General features: G+C 31.8%; 15 protein-coding genes. 8 read left to right on the top strand and 7 right to left on the bottom strand.

Annotated elements, in window-relative coordinates; translation table 11 throughout:
* Positions 1-2: 2 nt before the first annotated feature.
* On the top strand, positions 3-329 hold the full coding sequence (locus EAG08_RS03890) for a hypothetical protein (RefSeq protein ID WP_129534311.1): 327 nt from the start codon (positions 3-5) through the stop codon (positions 327-329).
* Positions 330-591: 262 nt separating this feature from the next.
* On the top strand, positions 592-732 hold the full coding sequence (locus tag EAG08_RS21265; RefSeq protein WP_164998519.1) for a hypothetical protein: 141 nt from the start codon (positions 592-594) through the stop codon (positions 730-732).
* A 495-nt stretch (positions 733-1,227) separates the two neighbouring features.
* Here EAG08_RS21265 and EAG08_RS03885 read toward each other — a convergent pair whose 3' ends face one another.
* The 7 genes from EAG08_RS03885 to EAG08_RS03855 all read right to left on the bottom strand — a co-directional run bounded on the left by EAG08_RS03885 (position 1,228) and on the right by EAG08_RS03855 (position 13,890).
* Positions 1,228-3,183, bottom strand: coding sequence for a KUP/HAK/KT family potassium transporter (locus EAG08_RS03885; protein WP_129534310.1), 1,956 nt, complete (start codon positions 3,181-3,183; stop codon positions 1,228-1,230).
* A 1,307-nt stretch (positions 3,184-4,490) separates the two neighbouring features.
* Entirely contained in the window at positions 4,491-5,153 is a 663-nt protein-coding gene (locus EAG08_RS03880) for a hypothetical protein (protein WP_129534309.1), read from the bottom strand.
* A gap of 511 nt (positions 5,154-5,664) precedes the next feature.
* A complete protein-coding gene (locus tag EAG08_RS03875; RefSeq protein WP_129534308.1) occupies positions 5,665-6,786 on the bottom strand; it encodes an NAD(P)/FAD-dependent oxidoreductase in 1,122 nt (373 codons plus the stop codon).
* Positions 6,787-6,788: 2 nt separating this feature from the next.
* The gene (locus EAG08_RS03870) at positions 6,789-9,908 is read right to left on the bottom strand and encodes a LodA/GoxA family CTQ-dependent oxidase (RefSeq protein ID WP_129534307.1); all 3,120 of its coding nucleotides are present in this window, start codon (positions 9,906-9,908) and stop codon (positions 6,789-6,791) included.
* 152 nt (positions 9,909-10,060) lie between these two features.
* Positions 10,061-11,599, bottom strand: coding sequence for a hypothetical protein (locus EAG08_RS03865; RefSeq protein ID WP_129534306.1), 1,539 nt, complete (start codon positions 11,597-11,599; stop codon positions 10,061-10,063).
* Between the two features lie 70 nt (positions 11,600-11,669).
* Positions 11,670-12,383 (bottom strand): DUF2182 domain-containing protein, encoded by a 714-nt coding sequence (locus EAG08_RS03860; protein ID WP_164998518.1) that lies wholly within the window; start codon positions 12,381-12,383, stop codon positions 11,670-11,672.
* 37 nt (positions 12,384-12,420) lie between these two features.
* On the bottom strand, positions 12,421-13,890 hold the full coding sequence (locus EAG08_RS03855) for a tyrosinase family protein (RefSeq protein ID WP_129534304.1): 1,470 nt from the start codon (positions 13,888-13,890) through the stop codon (positions 12,421-12,423).
* Positions 13,891-14,255: 365 nt separating this feature from the next.
* On the opposite strand from EAG08_RS03855, the gene EAG08_RS21810 reads away from it, so the two are divergent.
* The 6 genes from EAG08_RS21810 to EAG08_RS03830 all read left to right on the top strand — a co-directional run bounded on the left by EAG08_RS21810 (position 14,256) and on the right by EAG08_RS03830 (position 22,714).
* Entirely contained in the window at positions 14,256-14,867 is a 612-nt protein-coding gene (locus EAG08_RS21810; protein ID WP_228446759.1) for a recombinase family protein, read from the top strand.
* A 14-nt stretch (positions 14,868-14,881) separates the two neighbouring features.
* Positions 14,882-15,097, top strand: a complete 216-nt coding sequence (locus tag EAG08_RS21805; RefSeq protein ID WP_228446758.1) for a recombinase family protein — start codon at positions 14,882-14,884, stop codon at positions 15,095-15,097.
* Positions 15,098-15,729: 632 nt separating this feature from the next.
* A complete protein-coding gene (locus EAG08_RS03845; protein WP_129534303.1) occupies positions 15,730-15,885 on the top strand; it encodes a PTS sugar transporter subunit IIBC in 156 nt (51 codons plus the stop codon).
* An 853-nt stretch (positions 15,886-16,738) separates the two neighbouring features.
* Positions 16,739-20,644, top strand: coding sequence for a response regulator (locus EAG08_RS03840; protein WP_129534302.1), 3,906 nt, complete (start codon positions 16,739-16,741; stop codon positions 20,642-20,644).
* A gap of 795 nt (positions 20,645-21,439) precedes the next feature.
* Positions 21,440-21,976 carry a peptidoglycan-binding protein LysM gene (locus EAG08_RS03835; protein ID WP_129534301.1) on the top strand — a complete coding sequence of 179 codons (537 nt, stop codon included), beginning with the start codon at positions 21,440-21,442 and terminating at the stop codon, positions 21,974-21,976.
* 192 nt (positions 21,977-22,168) lie between these two features.
* Positions 22,169-22,714, top strand: coding sequence for a peptidoglycan-binding protein LysM (locus tag EAG08_RS03830; RefSeq protein ID WP_129534300.1), 546 nt, complete (start codon positions 22,169-22,171; stop codon positions 22,712-22,714).
* Positions 22,715-22,882: the final 168 nt, after the last annotated feature.

The raw sequence follows: 22,882 nt of genomic DNA, 5'->3' as shown, positions 1-22,882 counted from the left end.
ATATGGAATACAAAAATTATAACTATAAAAATAAATCGGAGGTGATTAAGATGTTGGAGAATAATCAAAATGTTATTGAAGTTATTATTGGGGCTATTAATGGAATAGACGACCAAAAATGGCTGGAAGAAATATGTATAGAGTACATACTCGATGAAGACTTTGGAATTGCTAGGACTGCAATTTATGGGATAGGAGATATTGCGAGAATTTATAATAACTTAATGAATAAAAAAATAATACAAGATCGATTTAACCAAGTTAAAAATGAAAAATTAAAATTTGTAATTCAAGAGGTAAATGAAGATTTGGATATATTTTTGAAATAATTTTTTCCCGCTCCCGCAAGATTTTCGTGTGGGAGTTTTTTTTATAAAATTTATTTTAGAGAATAAAAAAAAATGCCATTAAACTGTGTTATCAAAACCCTCGCTACCGCACGAATCCTTTCGTGTGGTAGTTTGTTTTTATTGTCTGAATCGCAATATTTGGAATCAATTCACAATCGCAGGAACTAATATTCGGTGACAATTCAGGGAACAGAGTTATGTTATTTAATTTTGATACTAAAGGCGATAAAAATTGGGACCAATGACAGATCTTCAAAGTAACGCAGATAGACCGATGGGGAGATTTGATGTAAATGTTAAGTTTAACCAAAAAGGAGAAATAATAAAAGCTACGAACAATGTTACGAAAGAAAATCTTAAAATCGATAAATATAATAAATAGTCTTTTTATTTTATTATTTATATCCTGTAATGACAATAATGCAAAAAATGTGTATTACTATTTACCAAAAAATATTAACAGACCATTTTCAATTGTTTTTGATAGTGAAACTAAACAAACCTCAAGTAAGTTTCACAATATCTATAAATTCCTGAAAATAGGATTCTTGAAGCGGATTTCTGTGGTGAGCCAAATATCTCAAAAGCAAAAATTTATTATATAAATAGTAAAAATGATACAATAAAAAGAATTAGAAATTATCATTTTGATGTCTATAATACCATTCAATTCAGGTAGCAGGATATCGGTAATTATAAGATCCTAAGATGTATTTAAAGCTAATGTCTTTCCTGAAAGTCCATCAACAGCCAGTTCAGCATCAAAGCCATGCTCTTCTAATCCTCTCCTTTTAAGATCGGCTACTCATTGGTCGTCTTCTATCAGTAATATATTCATCTTGAAAATATGAGATTAGTCTTTCCTCTTCAAATTGTATTAACTTTCCTTTCTTTCTAATTTATTTTGGGCAAAAGGAACCACAACCAGCGGGTATTGTTCTATTTCTAAATGACTTTTATCCAGCCCAAAATTAATATGGTCTTTTATTGACAAATGTCTTAAATTATAATATGATCTCATAACAAAGTTTTTCCAAAGGGGCATTTTATTATCGTAAGAAAGAAAACTGTCCATCATTACAAATTTGAAATCACCTATTTTATTTTGTTGATAAGCCTGCTCTAAAGAGTCGGTAACATCAATTTCATTTTTTTCAATCATATCACTGACTACCTGTTTGAAATAATAACCAATTCTAGGCTCTTCACGAAATCCTAAATCAAATTGTATGTAATAAACATCATTTTTAATAATGGTTTCCACAGAATATTTTTGCGCATAAGGTTCATCCAGAATATTGACGTGAACAAACCAATAAATATCTGCTCGTTTCGGTAAACCCATTTTTAATATAGAATCGATGATTGTTTTTTCAATCTTCTTTTCAGAGTTTGATGTTGTAAGGTATACCAGATTTGTGGCATATTTTGGCATATTCTCATCTATACTTAGCCTGTTCAGGGTCGGAATATAATCAGATAGCTTAACAAGAGATTGAATGTCTGATTTTATCTGTCTTCCCCTCCACCAAATATACATTATACTGAATAATGAAAAACCAATCAACAAAGTGATCCAGCCGCCATCTTTTACTTTCTGAAGGTTAGCGATTAAGAAACTTATTTCCACGGTTAAAAAAATACCAGTAATGAGTACATTCAGGATCATAGGAACTCTTTTTATCCTTAGATAGGCATTTATGAGTAGGGTACTCATCAACATTGTAAGTGTAACGCTTAGGCCAAATGCGGCCTCCATTTTAGTGCTTTCCTTGAAATATAAAACCATTCCTACACAGCCACACATCAGGAACCAGTTAATTGCCGGAATGTATAATTGACCTTTTACATTACTCGGAAATAATACTAAATGTTTAGGCCAGATATTAAGTCTTATTGCCTCATTGATTAAAGTGAAACAGCCGCTAATTAGGGCTTGTGAAGCAATAATAGTTGCCAAAGTTGCGATCACTAAAGCGAGCCAGAATATAGATGGCGGAACGATATGATAAAAAGGACTCAGGTCACCTACTTCTTCGCCCACGTGATTTAAAAGCCAGGTTGTTTGCCCGGCATAGCTCAAAACCAAAGCAATTTTTATAAAGATCCAGGAAATTCTAATATTGTTTCTCCCAGCGTGTCCCATATCGCTGTACAAAGCTTCAGCACCGGTGGTACAAAGAAAGATACTTCCCAAAAGCCAGAATCCTTTCGGTTCATTGACCAGCATCTGATAAGCATAATAAGGATTTAATGCTTTTAAAACATCCCAGTTATTGCTCAAAGCCATTGCACCTAAAACGCCAATAAAGCCAAACCAGATTACCATTGCCGGACCAAATACCTTACCGATTTTATCCGTTCCAAATTGTTGGAACAGAAATAAAGCAATTAAAATTCCGATAATTACCGGAACTGTATTAAATCCAGGAATAACCGCCTGAACGCCTTCTACGGCAGAGGCTACTGAAATTGGCGGTGTAATAATTCCATCTGCCATTAAAAATGCTCCACCAGCCATTGCGATAAAAACAAGCCACTTTCCACTGTATCTTCTGACTAAAGCATATAGAGAAAAAATACCTCCTTCGCCTTTATTATCAGCCTGCAGAGTAATGAGGACATATTTTATGGTGGTCTGGAAAAGGAGTGTCCAAAAAATACAGCTTAAGCTACCAAGGGCAATAACTTCAGTGATAATTTTATGATGAAAAACTGCATTTAAGGTGTATAAAGGCGAGGTGCCAATGTCCCCAAATACGATACCTATGGCAATTAATGATCCAGCAAGAGATATTTTTTTGTGAAAATCTGAGCTATTTTGTCCAGTCATGATATGTTTTGCTACAAAATAAGTCAAATTTACAATGTAATTACTAAAATTGTTTTAAAATATATTTGTAATGCAGGGTATAATCGCTCAGAATATTAGGTGCTTCTTGAAAGCTTTTTGGTTTCTTAATAATTCATTATTATGATTTTAGTTGTTGAAAGTTTTAACGATGATGGTTGTAATAATTATAAAACCATATAGGCTTAGTAAAATATTCCAAGGTTTAATCTTCGGAGTTCCGTTTGAAATTTTCATTATGAATTTATTTTATAATAAAAAGAATCAAACTACCAGCCGAAAAAGAAAAAATGTAAACAAACGCCCTATTATAAAGTATTCATATGTGTTTAAAAAATTTTCTAACATAATAGACCCTTCCAATTTGATAGATAGGTTTATCATTTTGATAGGATTTGTGATGTTTTATATTCACGGTATTTTTACGATAAAGTGCGGATAACATTAAATTCTTCTTGCGCATCCATTAGTTCTATAAAAAAAAATAGTGGTTTTTGCACTTTGTAAAAATGTATTTCACTTTGCCTTTTAAAATAAAATACTCCAAATTTTAATTCCACTATTTTTATTAGATAACAATATACTTTGGTGTACCAGCTATAACAAAATGAGCTTTAATTTAATTTACTAAATACTAAGTAACATTTATGAAGTATAATTCGTGGTTTTAATCAGTTCTGACTATGTACATTCAAATATATTAACACCATATTTTATACAAAGATATAATTTGGTACATTCAAGTATATTGTCACCGAAATTTAATAATCTATCTATTTCGTTTGTTGGACATTTGCATGTGAATGAAGTTCACATAATATCCAATAAAAGAGGTCGTTTAATTATTAAATAATCTCATTTTAAATTTGAAAAACAACATGAATATGAAAATTTTATTGTTCTTTGTCCATTTGTAATTCAAAATAGAATTTATTTGGAATATGATATTACAAATAAATGTATTGAAATTAAAACCCTATAGATATTAAGTGAATACGCAAAGAAGTTGTTCGGATTAACTCAACTAACCTGAGTTCGGGATAAGAATAGAAAATGAAATTTGTGTAAAATAGCAATAATTCGTATATTTAAGTTTCTGAAATTCAAATATTTAAACGAATTACTGCTATGGATTTGAAAGACCAAATTACAAATGTTTTTATACAAATTGATGATTTTTGTAAAGAGTTTGATGGTTAAATCAAGAAAATGAATCTTAACGTGTTACAGTTTTTCTCTTGTACTTAAAAAGTATATAGTGACAATTTAACATTATAATCGTTTAAAATCTAATTCATTTTTTTTAGTAAGGAAATATTTAGAGAAACATCATCCCAATAATCAGATGCAGGATCTACTTCACTCATCAGTGCAATTGTAACAGTAAGCCTTGTTTTTCCTGAGGTCGCATCATTTTGAAGACTGACAACAGATGCTGAATATACACCATAATCTCCTTGTAAGGAATTCATATTCTTTGATCCAATTGTTGGTATACTAGCAACAGTAGTCAGAACTGGGTATGTTTTCGTAATGTCAAACGGAGCTCCTTGATATTCATAAATTACTGTAACTCTGCTTGCTCCATGTTGAGCTGCTGTATGACTAGATTGAGTAGTTTTCTTTTCTAAAACCCACCATGTATCAGAAGGAATTCCAGAATCATAATTTGTATTCATATGATTCGTCCAATCCGGAATCCCTGATGATGTTGTGGGAGGAATGGGAACCTGTGTAACATAAGGTTGATAATCAGTGGGTTTTGGAAATGCAGAGAAGGAAACATCCCAAGTTCCACCAGTATTATTATTATTATTATTATTGACCAATTCAACATAAACACCACTAGAAATAACTAATGTACTAGACGAAGATACGTCTGACCTCAAAGTATTCCCATCTGAAGCCTTAAGCGTAAGATTAAAAGGCGATATATTTTTGAACCTATACATCCTTCCGGAAAAACTATTATTACCTTAAACCTCCACCAGCAGGGTGATTTGCAAACACAAAGAACCATAGGGTGTTTGATATTTCCTCAAAAAGTTGAATTTAACGGAAAAAGTTTTCAAACACCTAAAATGAATATCGTTGCCCAATGTATCTATCACTATAACAGTGGGTTATGAAATGAAAAAACCGACAAAGAAGTGGAAAAACTTCAAATGTCGGTCTTGTGACCAAGACGAGCGTATCTTCAAACACTTTTATCGATGATTTGGTTCGATTAAGCCAAATTAAACAAGAATTGACTATTATTAATTTTTTGTAGTTATAAAGTTTTTTGCAATATAATTTTAAACATTTGAAATAATTGATGTTGACTTATTAGGCTTTAGTTTACTTCGATTGTCGTGTAAAATTATAAACAAATAAAATTTATCTGGTACTGGATGTACTAATTTAGCGTCCAATTAGAATTAATTTTAAGTAAATCTCATAACTCAATTTCATCAATAGTGCTTATTTAAGATAGTGACGCCTATTCCAAAATAATTGGTTTGGCCATCTTTTTTCCATCTTGTAATAGATGTAATGATGATATTCATAACGAGACCAAATATTTTCGGCAATACGATTGTATTCTGCTATAAATGCATTTTTAATGTTTCGTGATAAGGTATGAACTACATTCGATTTAATTATCAATTTGGAGTATTGTGCGGCCATTGCTAAAGCATTAAACATTCCTTGAGAGGATAATGGATCAAAGGTTAAACATGCATCTCCAATTGCTATCCAATTCGATTGTATTGGAAATTTAAGATAGGACGAATGTGATGCTTTTGTACCTAAAAATTCATAATCTAATATTTCTTCTTTAATTTCTAAAATTTTAATTAAATCTTTTTCAGCTAAAAAATAATTTTTAAAAAATTCTCCATCTTTTGTCAACTTTTTATCGCATAAGTCGGAATCTGTAAAGAAACTGATCAAGTGTTTATTATTAGGTAGTTTAGCAATATACCACCATCCATTTTCAACAGTATAGATTGTAGAAAGTTCTTTTAGAGTTGGGATGTATATACTTCCATGAATTCCAATAAGTTGATCTTTTTTGAGATGCTTAATGTTCATTTTTTGAGCCATCAAACTTCTACGTCCTGAAGCATCTATGATAAATTTAGCTTGATAATTATTTTCAAAACCCTCCTTGGTCTTTGTGATCAAAGCCCATTGTTGAGACTCTTCTACAACACTAATGATATTTTCTCTAATGATCTTAATACCTCGCTCGCTTGTTATTTTTTGTAATTCATTTACAAAATTATTCTTATCGATAGACCAGCCGTGACCTTCAGGATTCTGTATACTATCTTGCATGATGGGATGAGGGGTTCCCCAATATGATTGCATACCAATTGTAGGTTTACCAATCAATGGATTTTGCATTATTGCATCAATATCAATTCCTAATTCACTAAAAATACGTTTACTAGATGCAACTAAAGTTTCCCCATGTAAAACATTTGTGTTTTCTGGTTTTTCAATGACTAAAATTTTATAAAAAGGATGGAGGTGCATAGCAGCGATACACCCTGCTATACCTCCTCCAATAATTATAATGTCAAAATAGTTATTCATTATTAAGAATTAAAACGTCTTCTAAATCTTTCATGAATAGTTACTATTTTTTCATTTGGTTTAACATATTCTATTTGTAAATTTTCATTCATTTCTTGAACTTTTGACAGTAGATTTTCTAATGCTTCTGAGTTATTTAATATATGCTCCGCTTCTTTTTTTAGATCTTCGTCAATTTGTAATCTGGAAGAATTTAATACATTATCTGATATTATTTCAATTACCTTATCTTTTGCGACATTATCTATTAGATTTTGTCTGGTCTCTTTTAAAATGATATTTATAATTTTAGTGTATGAGCTGGTTAAAGCAACTTGTACCGTATCTGGAACTTTAGTGTTATCATTATTCGTATTTGTTTCGTCTAATTTCATAGGTAACACTGTGCCCACAGAATCAAAATGAGTAATCATTTTATTAATAATCTCTTGATATGGGGAATAAATGGTGGGTTTACCCGGTAAATCTTCTAACCACTCAAAACGTTGATTAAATATCTCTAATTGCTCTTCTGGATTTCCTTGTTTTTCTTGTAAAGCTTTAAATTGCTTGTAAGTAATAATTTCATTAGGCACTCGTGCTGGCCAAAATGTTGGAATATAAGAGTCATATGAACTGTCGTATCCGTCTTTACAAGAGGCTGTATCTGTTTGCCAAGGAATAGCCATCCAACGTGTTATACCACCTGCAACTTGAAATTCGAAAGGGTTAACTATTTTATTAAGTAACGTTTGATCTATAAAAGGACCGTAATCAAGATTGTCTTTAATAAGATTATCTCTATCAAATTTCAATCTAAAAGGAGAATCATACATAGAAGATATTCTTATCGGCCATGTCATTTCGCAACCTGGATGGAAAGCATCTGCTAAACAAAAATCTAAAGCAGCTCTTGTAAGTAAATCAGCCTGCTCTTCTACAGGATATTTATCTAAAGGTTTAGGATTAATATAATTGGTTTTATATTTATCCCAATCGTCAATAAAATTGCCATCTACCCATTGCTGCAACATTTTGATTTGCAAATTTGTAAGTGTACTATGCTGTCTAGGGCTTCCGCTTCCTACTATTTCCGTAGCATCTCCATATAACCAAGGCCATAAAGCTGGAGATTGAGAACCCGGGAGATCAAATTGCCTAAACTGATTAAACATTTGTCTTCTGAATTCTAAGTTATTCATTGTTCCGTCTCTTAATTTTTCAATCCATATATTTTCATTGAAATTATAAGCTCCATTAAACCCAAAAGTAGTTAAAAAACCTTTGTTTACCCATTGTAGTTCTGTCATTCTCTTAAAGATGGGAAATATATCATAAGAGAATGAAGGACTAATTGGAGCAGGCAAGTTGAGCTCTCTTACAGATAAATCTCTCATTAAATCCCAGACTGTTCGTACTGATTGTTGCATAGGCGCATAATCTGGAGGTGCACAAATTACCCAAGCTGGTTTTACATTAATTTCCTTATTATTGAATTTTACAATGGCTGTTACCGGTCCATCAGAGGTATCATCATACCAACCATCATTATTTGCAAAATCTAAAGCAATTTCATTTTTAACACTTTTAGATATACCTTTACCTCCAAGTACATGTAATCTTTTGGAATTTGATGAAGTCTTATCGAAAAATATTTCTCCAAGATAAACTTCTGTATTTTTTAAAAACTTCCCTCCAAATTTTGCTGATTTGCTGATTGATTTACTATTTATAATTTTTATACCTCCATCAATAACAAGACTCATACGATCCAAGACATCAGAATTTCTTTTAAATGAAAATTTATATTCATCTTCATTTGCTTCCGGAATATCTAATGCAAGATTAAATTGATACCAAGCTGCTTTTTGGTTAGCTAAATGGCAAGACCAGCTAATTTCAACTTTGTCTTTAATATCAGGATGGGTAAGTTCTTTTACAACTTCTCCTTTAATATTCAGACCATATATTCTAAATTCTGCTGCTTGTCTTTTAATTTTGCCTTCTCTATCTCTATAAAAAGAAAGATCATTTGACATTATGGGTTCTGGAACTTGTGGCCCTATATAGTACTCATCACTATTTCCTACACGCATAATGCCTATTGAAGGATATATTGCCGCACTCACAATTTCGTGGTCAACTATTTTTTCGTCTTTATTTTGCGCATGAAAAGGGCAAATTTCTCCTTGAGGTTCTCTGAACTCTAAACCATTAGCACTGTATCTCGTTTCTGCACCATATTTGTAAACATCTCTTCTTGCTTCAGCAATACTACCCAGAGGTTGGTTTAATGAATTTATACGCCAACAATTAAAATTAATATGATCACCAAGTTCTTTTACTCCAATCAGATTCAAATCTTGTTTGGGAAGGATTAATCTACCAATTTCAATAAAACTTTCATCCCATTTTAATTGTAGATTATCTGCTATTTTTTCATCGATCTCTTTAATCTGTCCTTCAAGAATAAATTGGTAAGAATTATTAGATAATTTTTGCTGTAAATCTTTAGCTAGATAGTCTTTCTGCTTCATGATGACAGGGAAATTTTCTTCAACTGCTGGTTTAAGCCGTAGTTTTATCATATGTTTTTCACCTAATCGGAATGGTATTATAGTGTAGTATGCAGTAGTTAAACAACTGTCTTCGTATTTTTCCATTTGGTCTAAAATACGTTTCAATTCTTTGTTTTCTCTATAATATTCATTTAATTGGTTGATATCACCAGAAGAGGAAATTTGAGTGAATTCTACCATTTGTTGTGCATTTTGAGCAAAAAACACATCAATATTTTGAAATATAAAGTCTGTATTTGCTCCACCAAACCCTTCAGCATTATTCGGTAGATCAAAGATCTTTAAACCCAAACCAATGGTAGACTTTACATCTGTTTTTTTAGGGGCTGTATCACTTGAAAAACGCAGTACACACTTGAAATTATCTTTAATTCCAAAGAAACCAAGATCACCTACTAATTTTTCAACCGGTAAGCTATTGGTTAAACTTAATTCTCCATGTATTACACCATGTTGTTTTCTGAATACGGCTCTTGGTGCTGGGTTTGCACCATTTTCTATCATAACTTTTTGGTACGTATCTATGAACTGAGCTTTAAGATCGGATATGTATTTTTTTTCCATTTTTTTAGTTTTAATTAATTTGTTATTTAACTTTTTGTAGAGCTACTTTTGTCTTAAATACTGGATCGAATTTGTATATTCTTTTTTTGGACTTGTTTAAAGTAAATATTTTTAAAATTAAATATCGATCCAGTATTTTAAGGGTATTATAACTACTTTTTAAGTAATTCTCTAGCTTCTTCACGAGATGATTCCCTTATGCTATTTTTTAACTTATTAATTTCATCTATATTATTAGAAGATTTTATTGTATTAGTATTCAATTCTTTATTAATGTCAGTTTTGGCTGCTCCTTGACTTGCTAATAATGCTGCTTTTAATTCTGCGTATTTCTCAAATAAGTGTGAGCTAATTAAAGGAGACTTAACATTTATTTTTTTTGATGTATTTGTCCTATATAAATTATTATTCATCGAGTGACAAGTAAAACAATTCATTCCTCCTGTTTGGAATGTGGTTTCCATAGTGATATTTGCTAAATTTAAACTACCAAAACTTTGCCCATTACCGGTACCATATGGTTTTGATAAATCTCCATCTAGCAACTCATTAATTGGAGCATTAGTTTTTGACCATATAGAGCCGACAAATTTATAGTTCGCCCATATTTTAACTTTATCATTCGTAAGGGCTTTTTTAGCTAATTCGTTACTAGATTTAATCATTGTAGCAAACTCTTTATCTTCTTTAATAACCTCCATTCCTTGAGATGCCTGATTGTATCTAACTCCTTCAGGATAGGATTGAAATACTTTATTTTTAACTTTTGGAGTAAGAGTGGTCTTATCTTGAATAATTCCATCTTCTGTATTTCCAACAGCACCTCCATCGAATAATGTGTATTTATCTGATTTAGAATTTACAGGGTCTCCATGAAAACTTGTTCTATCTGGTGCTAAATCTCGTTGATCAAAAGTTGACCACACGCCTTCAGGGTGCTCTGCTGTAACTGTAAATATATGAAAGCCAATCATAGACATTCTTTGCAGCTCAGCGTTATTATAATTTTCGTAAAAGTTTTTATTAGGTTGATTAACAATTGCAGTTATATTAAAAGTTTTAGTAGAATCTACTACTTGAGATGTTTCTATCCAGGCTATTTTAATTTCGGTAGCACCAACTGGATATTGATCTTTACTCTCACGAATAGAACGCTTTAAGCTGTCATTTTTTAGTATTTCAGCTGCTTGGCTAATAATTGATGATGCATTGGCTGAATTAAACATCTCTAATATTCCGTCATTAGCATGTATCGAATATCTTACGAGAGAATTGCTCTTGCTACTCAATTTTGTTCCGTCTGCCTGTTGATACAAATCTAAGATTAATGGTAATTTACCATCTTTTATATATGAAGATGGTAATCCTTTCTTTTTTAAAGAATCTATTTTTATTTCTTCACCAAAATCATTAACCTGTTTTAATTCTTTCATAAATACAGGAACATTATCTTCGGAATTTGACGTTAACCATAAAAATTTTTGCCAAGACCAGTCCACAAACATTTGATCATTGTCAAGAACTATGGTATCAACTGTATTTTTAATTTCGTTATTCTTATTGTAATCTTCAAAAATACTTACTAAGCTTGTTTTAGTTGTAGAGTAAGTTTCTTTTTTACAAGATGTAAGCCCCAGTAAAGTAGCTGTTGTAATGCTCAAAAGCATCAGTTTTTTAAATTTTGATTTCATGGTTATTTAGGTTATTAGTTTTTTTAGTTGATTGTTTTTTTTAAATTGCAATAAGATTCTGTAGTGATAACTAAAAAAAATTATTACACAATTTTACAAATCTCACTTTGTACCATATAAATTTGTAAAATTTTAGTCTGAAATTAATTTCCCATTTAGGAACTCGAGGATGTTCCATATGCTCTGTTAGCATAATAATAGTTACTAAAATCATGGCTAAATTATGACCAAAAGGTAAAAGCATAGGGAATAACATCAATCCCCAACCTGCGCCAACACAGTATAATCCATGTGTGGACCCATATTTAAAAGCCTCATAAATACCTTTTAAAAATCTTGAACTTACTATTGTGTGTTTATGGCATTTATTTAAAAAAATCTGTTTCCAAGGTGAGAATTGCCATATTAATGTTAAAACTCCAACTATAATTGCAGGGACAAATGAGTTTGGAAATTTTAAATTAAACCCTATAATAATCCACACCATTCCAAATCCTACAACAGACCATGTCGCTAAATATCCTAAAATAAAGCTTAAACAATTAATGAAACGATATTTTGAGAAAGTCTGAAAACTCAATAATTCAAGATGTGAAATCAGTTTAGGCAACATCATCGCAATCACCATTAATGTCCATCCTAAAAGTTGATTAGATATTGGGTTCATTTCTAATAACATTTTGAAAGATTGCATAGATGGGCCAGCTGATGATACATGACAGTGTTCCATGGTCATGATATTACCTGGATTAAACAAAAGTATAATCCAGGTAATAATACTCATCGTCCATAGTGTTTTTTTAATCATAAATGGCTTGATATTATAATTTATAAATACTAACTCTATCGATAGTTAATGAATCTTTGTTTAAGTCATGTTCTAATTGAAGATGTACCGACTGTATTATATTGTTTAAATTGTTGATAGTCTTTAATATATTGGTAATCTCTATACTAAAATTTAGCCCGTTTCCACCTTGATGAGAATTTTCGTCACTCGCGGAGGACAAACCAAATAGACCAATAGATTCAACCAGTTTATTTTTAATAAAAACATCGATAATATTTGAATCACGAGTTCCTTTTACACCTTCTAATAATAAAAAGTATCTGCTATTTAAATCAATATTATTCGATTTCTTTAATTGTAAATTATTAATTGAAGGAAATTCCGGTTGAAAAACTTTACTATTAAAAACATTAACATTTTCTGTAGCTATAAGAAGTTCAGGTTGGTTATTTTCGTTTTCCGATAATTTATTATTAATACCTTCCATATTTTTAAAGATTTTTACAAGATTATCATAATTATAGCTGTAATTTTCCCCCTGTACATTGATTTGATCTACATCATTAACATCTTTTGGAGCGTATTTCCAATTGTTTGGGTATGGCATTATAAAAATTCGATCACCCATTGATGTAGGACCATTAAGCCAATTTGGAACTACAGGATTCTCATTTCTCATTTTATTCCATGAGTTCCATAATCTATCAATATTTGAATGATGATAATAAAATATAGGATCTAAAGCTGCCGTATTGGGTACAGACATTAGACCACTTTGGTGATTTGTATTTTCTGAGCCAATTTCAACATGACCAATATTATGCGGATTACTTTCTAGTTTACCCGTAAAATTACCATTATGAGAAAAATCAGTCTTACCGCCACCATATCCAACTATTATATTTTTTATGGATGTAAAAAAATTAGTATTTTGACAATTATTATTAACACGATTGTCAATTCCTGTACCATAACGTTCCTTAACATATAATGGATTTTTTAATTCGCTTCCATCAAAAATAAATTTAGCTTCAGCGGAAAATTCAAACGGAATTGATTTTTCATTTACAATATCCCAATATGGTAAAGCCCAATTTTCTGGTCCTCCTTTCGAAACAATAACATCTCTTAATAGTTTTTCTAAAGACACCAAATATCCTCTATGCCAAGCCGAGAAATACCAAGTTCCATGTTGACATTGATCCCAATATTTTTTTTGAATAGATTCATCGGGAAAATCTTTAATCATGTCTTGATCAATGTAGGCAATATTATCCCAATTGAGATATTTATTCTTATTTTTTATTTTAGCTGATTCAGTTACATATTGACCATGAATAGCTGCATAAAACCACCAGCTAGTTGGTTCTGAAATTGGTATTTGCTGAAGGAAGTAAACTCCTACAGCGTACCAATACGTTTCTTCATTTCTAAAATTTCCTTTTGATTGATCTGAAGGATCGATATTCTGTATCCATCCATTTTTTCTAATGTAATTCATAGTTTTGAGTTTATTTTATGATTTTTATTGAAGTATAAAAGATTTTGTAGCAGGTATTAATTTGCAATACTGTGATTTTCTACGTTGTATGATAAAGACGTGCGTAAAGCATGATCCCCGTTGAGTGGAAAGATCTAATGTGATATTCATGGTGTATTATTATTTGATAAAAATATTAAAATTAAGTCATTTTAAAATAGGTATTTATACTTAATTTGTGGTATGCGCGTTTTATCAATCATCATTGGTTGGTAAGAAGCTTTTATATCTTACGAACTAAAAAAAGCTATCTTTTTTGCATTATAAAATCATGTATTTAGATATATTAAGGGGATGTAAAAAGTCAACTCGCTTCTGTCAATTATATGAAGTCAGCTTACTTATATGTCCGTGTAAGTACGGATGAACAAAAAAGAAAAGGTTATTCCCTGCCAGAGCAGGAGGATAGATTACTAAAGTATTGTAAATACAACAATATTGAAGTTAAAGGGATTTATCGGGAAGATTACTCTGCTAAAAATTTTAATCGACCAGAGTGGAAACAGTTATTCTCCGAAGTTAAAAAGAAATCACGAGGAGAGGATAAGAACATATTATTCATCAAATGGGACCGATTCAGTCGGAATGTGGAGTATGCTTATGAAATGATTGGAAAGCTTCGGAAGTACAAAACAACAGCAATGGCTATTGATCAACCAATAGATTTCTCCGTGCCGGAAAGCACAGTAATGCTGGCTGTATATTTAGCCGTTCCGGAAGCAGAAAATACACGGAGAGCTCAAAATACTTCTAATGTTATTCGGCGAGCGAAGCTGATGGGCAGATACCCTAATAAAGCACCAATAGGATATATCAATGTGACATTGATGGATGGTAAAAAAGCTATCATTCCTAAAGAGCCGGAAGCCGAAATTATAAAATGGGTTTTCAATCAAATTGTCCAAAGTGACCAAAAATATCCGAGATCAGAAAAATAGCTAATGATAAAGGATTGATATGTTCAAGGTCACATTTTTTCAGGGTCATACGCAATCCAATTTATTGTGGACTTATTTCAATCAAACTTAATTCTAATGAAGAACAAATGATAAAAGGTTTACACGAATCTTTGATATCGGAATCATTATTTTATCAGGTTCAATCTTTAATTAGTACAAAAATAAAAACTACAGGTAGAAAAGAAGACTTAAGAGGAGTATTTTTCTGAGAGGTTTCTTGATATGTCCTATTTGTAATCAAAAACTGACTGGATGTTTTGTACAAGGCAGGTCTAAACAATATCCATATTATTTTTGTCATCATGGCTGCGGGATCAGGATCAATGCTATTTTTCTTAATGATTGCTATCAAAATAGGCTTCAAGAATTAGTACTATCAAATAGTTCAATTGAATTATTTAAGAATGTTTTAGAAGATCAGAATATAAAAACTCAGAAAGCAAGTTATTTATACTCTAAAAAATTAATAGAGAGAAAGATAAAAGAGGAGTGGTTGACTCTTTCTCGAGGTAGAAAATTATTTATTGCGGGAGTATTGAAGATTGATGACTACAATGAATTAAAAAAGAAAATAGTGTCAATATTAAAAATCTTAAGAAGGAGGCACGTGATACTATTCTTAAATTAAATGCTATTGATAAAAAGAATAAAATAGAGAATAAAGCATTGATTGAAGTTTTTCAAAAATTTTCAGAGTTTGATACTCAGGATAAAAAATATCTTGTGAATCTTATTCCTCCAGTTGATATTGATTATAAAACAGGAGATCTTTCTCTAGATTTAAATCCAGCATTTTCAAAAATATTATCAGAAAAAACTCACCGAAAAAACAATAAGAAAAATGAATTTCATTGATAGGAATGTTTCAGCAGAACAAGTAATTATTATTTTAGCCAAGAATGGAGTTCAGGTAAATGAGAAAGAAGCTAAAATCATATTAGAATTATTATATTTATTATCAAAAAGTTATAATAAGCCAAAAGAGAAAAAATACTAGAACTTAATGAGATTTCAAACCATACTTAAATGCCGATGAAATCTCTGATGTAGCATTTTTAGGCTGTATATTTTAGATAGGCTAAAGTTTTCAAGTGAAAAAATTCAAACCATAAAATGTCAAGCTGTAAAAGTTTGATAAATAATTTGTTATGTCTATAAAAAAAGAGACAACTATCAAATAGTTGTCTCATTAAGTGACAAGACGAGCGTATCTTCAAACACTTTTATCGATGATTTGGTTCGATTGAGCAAAATTAAACAAGAATTACAAAACTAATTTTCATGAAATAATTTCTTTTAGTTGATGATATTGTAAACTGTATCGAAATTTAGTTTTAAAGATGAAAAACAATCTGCATTGGAATAGTAGGTCTTTAGTTGGCTGCGCTTGTCTTTTATCCATAACCGAAGAAATATCGAAATATTTGTTAGAAGATTTACAGCAAATTTTACAAATTTCAAAATAATTAATTCTCTCTAGTGAAAACAACTTAAATATGTTTCAATACCTTTAATGATGGCTTTGTTTCGTTTGAACCAAAAAGGAATAGGTTAACCGTTTGGTTGATAATGAAGATTTAAGAGAAAGAGTTGAATGAGCTGAACGATTTATGAAAAGCTGATTAAACTCCCGAAGATCATAACCTTAAAGATGCAAAAAGTATAAAAATTCTGTCCCAACAAAGATAGCAACTCCAGACTTTTTATACTACTGGAAATAAAGATTTACAGTTAAGTGTAAAATAATTTGTAATTTAGGATTTTATTTACATAATCGATTATTAGTTAAAATAATTAAATTTTTAAGCCCGAAGAAAACTAATATCATTTCTAAAAGAAGATGCTACTATATGGATAAATACCCTGTTCCTGATAATGAATATGGACGAATTAATAAGCTTAAGTTTTTTGACCTTTTGCAGATGCCAAAAGATCCGCAGTTAGATATTTTCGCAGAAACAGCGTGCCTCATTGCCGATTGTCCGGCCTCTCTTATTGGTATGATGGAAAGCGATACGCAGGTTATCCAAAGCTGTATAGGACTTGCATTTGATTCTGTAGACAGAAAAAGCACTTTATGCCAATATTCCATTGCAAGTGGCGAGGTTATCATCATCAACGACACCTTATTAGACGAAAGATCATCTGACAATCCTCTGATATTAGAAGGTGGAATTCGCTTTTATGCAGGAATCCCTCTTTTAGATGACGAAGGGTTTGCATTAGGAACTCTGTGTGTGATTGACTTTAAGCCTAAGATATTAACAGAAAAGCAGGTAACCGCTCTGCAAAAAATAGGAAGTGCAGTTACAAATATACTGACCGCAAAAAGAAAAAACATTGAAGCTGAATATTTTAAGCAGACTTTTAATATTTCCAATAATCTAATTTGTGTTCTAGATAAGAATTTGATGCTTAAGGATGTTAATCCTGTCTTTGAAAAGGTTTTCAAGTTTAGGAAAACAGAAACTCCAGATCAAAGTTTTTTGAGCGTTGTAGGTGGTCATAATAACGAATTGCAACTTTTAGTAAATAAGATGCCAGATATTCAGGAGGAAGTTACATTTTCTACTTCCACAATCATTAACGACGCATCTGCTATTATCGTACAATGGTATTTTAAACAAAATCAAAACAATTCTGAGATTTTCTGCTTCGGTATCAATATTACCCAACAAATCGAAGAAAAACAGAAACTTGAAAGCTCCGAACGTCGATTTAGAAGCTTTTTTGAAAATGCCATCGGATTGATGAGCATGCATGATATGGAAGGAAACATCCTTGCTGTCAACGAAAAAGGAAGAAAGACACTTCAATATTCGGCAGAAGAGGTGAAAGGATTGAATCTGAAAGATCTTGTTCCCGAAAAAAACTGGCCTTTGCTTGAAATGTATCTTGAAAACATCAACGGCAATCTGGAAGATATGGGAACCATGATCCTAAAATCTAAGGAAGGAGAAGAAATGGTCTGGATGTATCATAATCTTGTAGAAACTGATAAAGAAGGAATGCCATATGTGGTAAGTACAGCTTTGAATGTTACAGAAAGGATGTCTCTCGAAAAAGATTTGCTGTACACTAAGAAGATGTTAGAACAGACGAGCGCCGTAGCTCAAGTAGGAGGTTGGGAGGTCAATCTTAAGGCCAATACTGTTTTTTGGTCACAATCTACTAAAGAAATACATAAAGTAGACAAGACATTTCATCCTGATTTTGAAAATGCATTAGGATTTTACAGTACAGAAAGTAGAAAAAAAGTAGAATCATTATTTGAAACAGCTGTACAAAAAGGGATACCTTATGATGAAGAATTACAGCTCATACGTAATGATGGAGTGATGATATGGGTTAGGGTGAAGGGAATACCTGAATTTGAAGATGAGGTTTGTACAAGAGTATTTGGGATTATTCAGGATATTGATACCTTCAAAAACATATATATCGAACTGGCTACGAAAGAAGCCATGCTACAGTCATTTGTAACATACGTTCCTACTGCAGTGGCAATGTTAGATAATGACCTCAACTATCTTTCAGTGAGCAGCAGTTGGAAAAATGAATTCCAGATGCATGATACAGACCTTATCGGAAAAAATATGTTTACCGTTTCGCCTAATGTACCCGATGAAAGGAAGAAAATATATAGAGATGCGCTGGCAGGTAAAGCTTACGTAAATAAAAATATGACTTTGGAAGTTCCTCATAAAGAAGGATTACAACATTATAATATAGTGGTAAGCCCTTGGTACCTTTCAGATGAAGTTATGGGTGGCGTTATTGTTTCTGCACAAAACATTACGGAGTCGGAAAAAACCAATGAAGAGCTTAAAAATGCAAAGCAGATGGCAGATATTGCCAACAAAACCAAGTCTGAATTTTTAGCCAATATGAGCCATGAGATAAGGACTCCATTAAATGGTGTAATTGGTTTTTCTGATCTTTTGCTTCAAACTCCGTTAAATGAAATACAAACGCAATATCTCAATTACATTAATGAGTCGGGTGAAAACCTTCTGAATATCATTAATGACATCCTTGATTTCTCTAAAATTGAATCGGGAAAAATGGAGCTTTTGATAGAGAAATCCAATGTGTACGACATGGTGAGCCAGGTCATCAATGCAGTTCTTTATCAGTCTCAGAAAAAAAATATCGAACTTCTTTTGAATATTGAACCGGGGTTACCTAAAACAATCTGGCTTGATGAAACACGATTGAAACAGATTTTGATCAACCTTCTTGGGAATGCTGTAAAATTTACAGAACAAGGTGAGATTGAGCTTAAAGTTGAAAAACTTAATGCAGACGATAAAAATATAAATTTGAGATTCTCAGTAAGAGATACAGGAATTGGTATTCCTCTGGAAAAACAGCAGCATATCTTTAATGCTTTCACTCAGGAAAACAGTTCTATCAGCAAGCGTTATGGAGGAACAGGGCTCGGACTTACCATTTCAAATAACATTTTGAAATATATGGGAAGTAATCTTAATTTGGTAAGTGAACTTGAGAAAGGTTCTGTTTTCTATTTTGATATTGAGATTCCTTTTGAAATTTCTGATCAATGCGAAGATGAAATACTGAAAATTAATAAGGTTCTAATTGTTGACGATAATGAAGCAAACAGGGTTATTCTTCAGCACATGCTTGCTTATAAGAATATAGATTCTAAGCTCGCTGCCAACGGAATGGAAGCTCTTCAGATACTTTTAGCCGGCGAGCGTTTTGACATTATTCTGGTAGATTACCACATGCCGATTATATCAGGCTTAGAAACAATTGAAAAAATAAAGCAGCTATTTAATGAACAAAATGAGGCATCTCCTCTCGTTATTCTTCACACATCTTCTGAAGAGCATGACGTTATCAATTCATTCAGAAAGGAAGAAAGCTCCTATTTTCTGCTAAAACCTATTAAATCTGAAGAATTATACAAGACGTTACGACGTGCAATTAAAAGTTCAGAAAAAGAATTGGCTGCCGCTAAGTCGGTGCAGAAAGAAGAATATTTTCCACTAATGACTTCTCCCAAAGTTTTGCTTGTCGATGATAATCCGGTTAACATGGTTCTGAATAACAGAATGATGAAATCACTGATTCCAGATGCAAAACTAACAGAAGCAACGGATGGTTTGCAGGCATTAGAACAATGCCGTGATCAGTTTTTTGATATCGTTCTAATGGATGTACAAATGCCGGTAATGGACGGGATTGAAGCTACAAAACAGATTCGTCTGTTGCCGGAATACTCTGCCGTTCCGATTATTGGTATTACCGCAGGAAACGTTGTAGGCGAAAAAGAAAAATGTCTGAGTTCGGGAATGAATGATTTCCTGCCAAAACCTCTTAGACAAAACGATCTTTTAGAAATGCTGAAAAAGTATATTGGCACTGATGTTCAGGAATTGTCTGAAATCCTACCACATCCTGAAGGATATTTGGATATGAATCTTCTGAGCGAGCAGATGGGAGATGATGATGATTTTAAAGTGATATTTTTAAACTTAGTGATACAGGAGTTTGATCAAGCTAAAGAAAATATAAAATCGGCGGTGAAACAAAAAAATACCGAAGAGCTAAAGAAAATTCTTCATAAGCTGAGAGGAACTGCCGGAACTGCTGGCTTAATTATGCTCACAGAACAAACTTCCAATTGGGAGAAATGCATTGAAGAAAACATGGACTATAATGCTATGGAGCATGAGATAGTACATGAAATAACAGTAGGATTACAATTAATAAAAGATCTAGTATAAATAAATAATAAGACTATTGTAATTCTAATTGCTGAAGACGACGAACTTATTTTAAAAACAAAGCCAATGAATATGTCCTGAATGGAAAAGAAGAAGTTCGCTTTTGAAAATTTTAATTTCTAATTTTCGTACTCAACGTGATCAAGTTATCAGAGATGCTTATTACAGGAAGAGAGATGATATCTTTACAAACAAAGATGTTTGTAAACTTCAACAAATGGCTGGTCAATTATAAGGAGGGTATTCCTTTAAAAGATTATCAGAGTGGATCAATGTTTTTCTTTAGACTAAAGAACTGATAAAGCGAAGACTTTAAGAGGAGATTATATTCTTGATAGAATTAAATTTTCAATATCAATTCTAAGTAAAGTTTCCAAAAAAGCAGAAATAGTTGCATTAATACATATTTCATCCTACAATTAAATATCCTGCTAAGTAGGATGAGTTTCTTACAAAATTATTTGTAGTTATAATATATTTAAGGAGCAAATACAAATTACCCTTAGGATTTTAAATGAATCTCCTCTTTCGTTAATTGGGCTGCATTATATTAAACTTAAGCGATCCTTTTCTTGTTCTATTTTCCTAATAATGATAAAGTTACACCATATATTTTAGCAAATTGTTGCTGTTTAAGATTGGTGCGGATGGTGAAACATTTATTGCTAAAAAAATAGCAACAAAGCATTTGGTCATTTCAAATAATGGTATTAGATTTGATTCAACCAAGTATCACAGAACTATTAAATTAGAATAACAGCATTTATTTTACACCAATTTTAAATTTATTCTATTATGAAAAAACAAATCTTCATCGCCATGCTATCTCTAATAGCAGTAGGAACTCATCAGGTTCAGGCGCAACATTCAGACCATGTGGGTACGTCAGTCAATATTAATTTAGCAGATATTATTTCAATCGACGAAGGAAGTGTTGCCTCAGGAGGCGCTGTAGATTTTAATTATGTGAATACAACAGATTATAATTCTTCAAAAAGTGTAACGGTACCCAATAGTTTAGTCATAAATTCCTCCAAAAATTTCGATGTAAAAATAAAATCTGAGGGCGCAAATTTTGTAAGTGGCGCAAACCTTATTCCTGTAGATGTATTACAGGTAAAAGCGATATCAGGGGGAAGCTTAATGGGAACTATGAATGAGGTAACTTTATCTACAAATGATCAGGTGCTTGTAAGTAACGCAAGTTTAGGTTCAAACCAAATTTTAAATATTGCTTATTCTATTTCGGCAGAAAAAGCATCAAAGGTTCTTCTAGGAAAACCCAAAGGAACATATACGCAAACAATAACTTATACTGCAACTGCATTGTAATTATAACGAATAATTATTTATAAAAGCCCTCAACATGTAAATGTTGAGGGCTTTTCGTTGAAATCAACCGTGTAGTTATTTTACTACATGAACTTCCATTTTCAACTACAAAGAAACTTTTATCGCCGCCGTAGATTTGTAGTGTTCAAAAGAGAACAATTAAATAAAAATAAAAAATTAAATATTACTATCATGACAAAACAATTCGCAATCGCAGCCTTAACTATTGGAGCAATCGTATTAGGAACTAACAATGTTCAGGCTCAAAATACAACCGCAACAACAACAGTAAACATTACCCTGAACGATGTGATCTCTATAGACGCCGGAAGTACTGCAATTGGTAATACGGTTGATTTTAACTATGTTACTGCAGCGGACTATAACTCTGATCAAACGATTACTAAAGCCAACTCTTTGAAAGTTACTTCAACGAAGAACTTTAACGTTAAAGTAAAAGCAGGGGGTGCTAATTTCATGAATGGAGTTAACTTAATCCCTGTAAATGTTTTGACGATCAAAGCTGCTGCAGCTGCCGGAACAATGGGCGGAACAAAAACCGCTGTAGTTTTATCTGCAACTGATCAAACTTTAGTTACGAATGCTCCACTAGGAAGTGCATTAACGTTGAATTTGGATTACACGATTCCTGCAGCGAAATCATCTTCAGCCGACATTTTAGGTAAACCAGCCGGAACTTATACGCAAACAGTAACTTATACTGCAACAGCTTTATAATATTTTTTTTCATATTAATATTTTGTGATTTGGTGTTTCGAAGGCTTCCTACAGGAGGCCTTTGATTTTGTATGTATTGATAGCGATATAGAGAAAATTCAAAATCCGGTAATAAGTATCTATCAGCTGTAAGGTAAAATCTAGGTTTTTGGACATTTAAATCTAATT

Origin of the sequence: Chryseobacterium sp. 3008163 (assembly GCF_003669035.1) — a bacterium.
Classification (GTDB): Bacteria; Bacteroidota; Bacteroidia; order Flavobacteriales; family Weeksellaceae; genus Chryseobacterium.
Note: the sequence above shows the minus strand (reverse complement) of the source record. Positions and strands in the feature narration are given on the sequence as shown.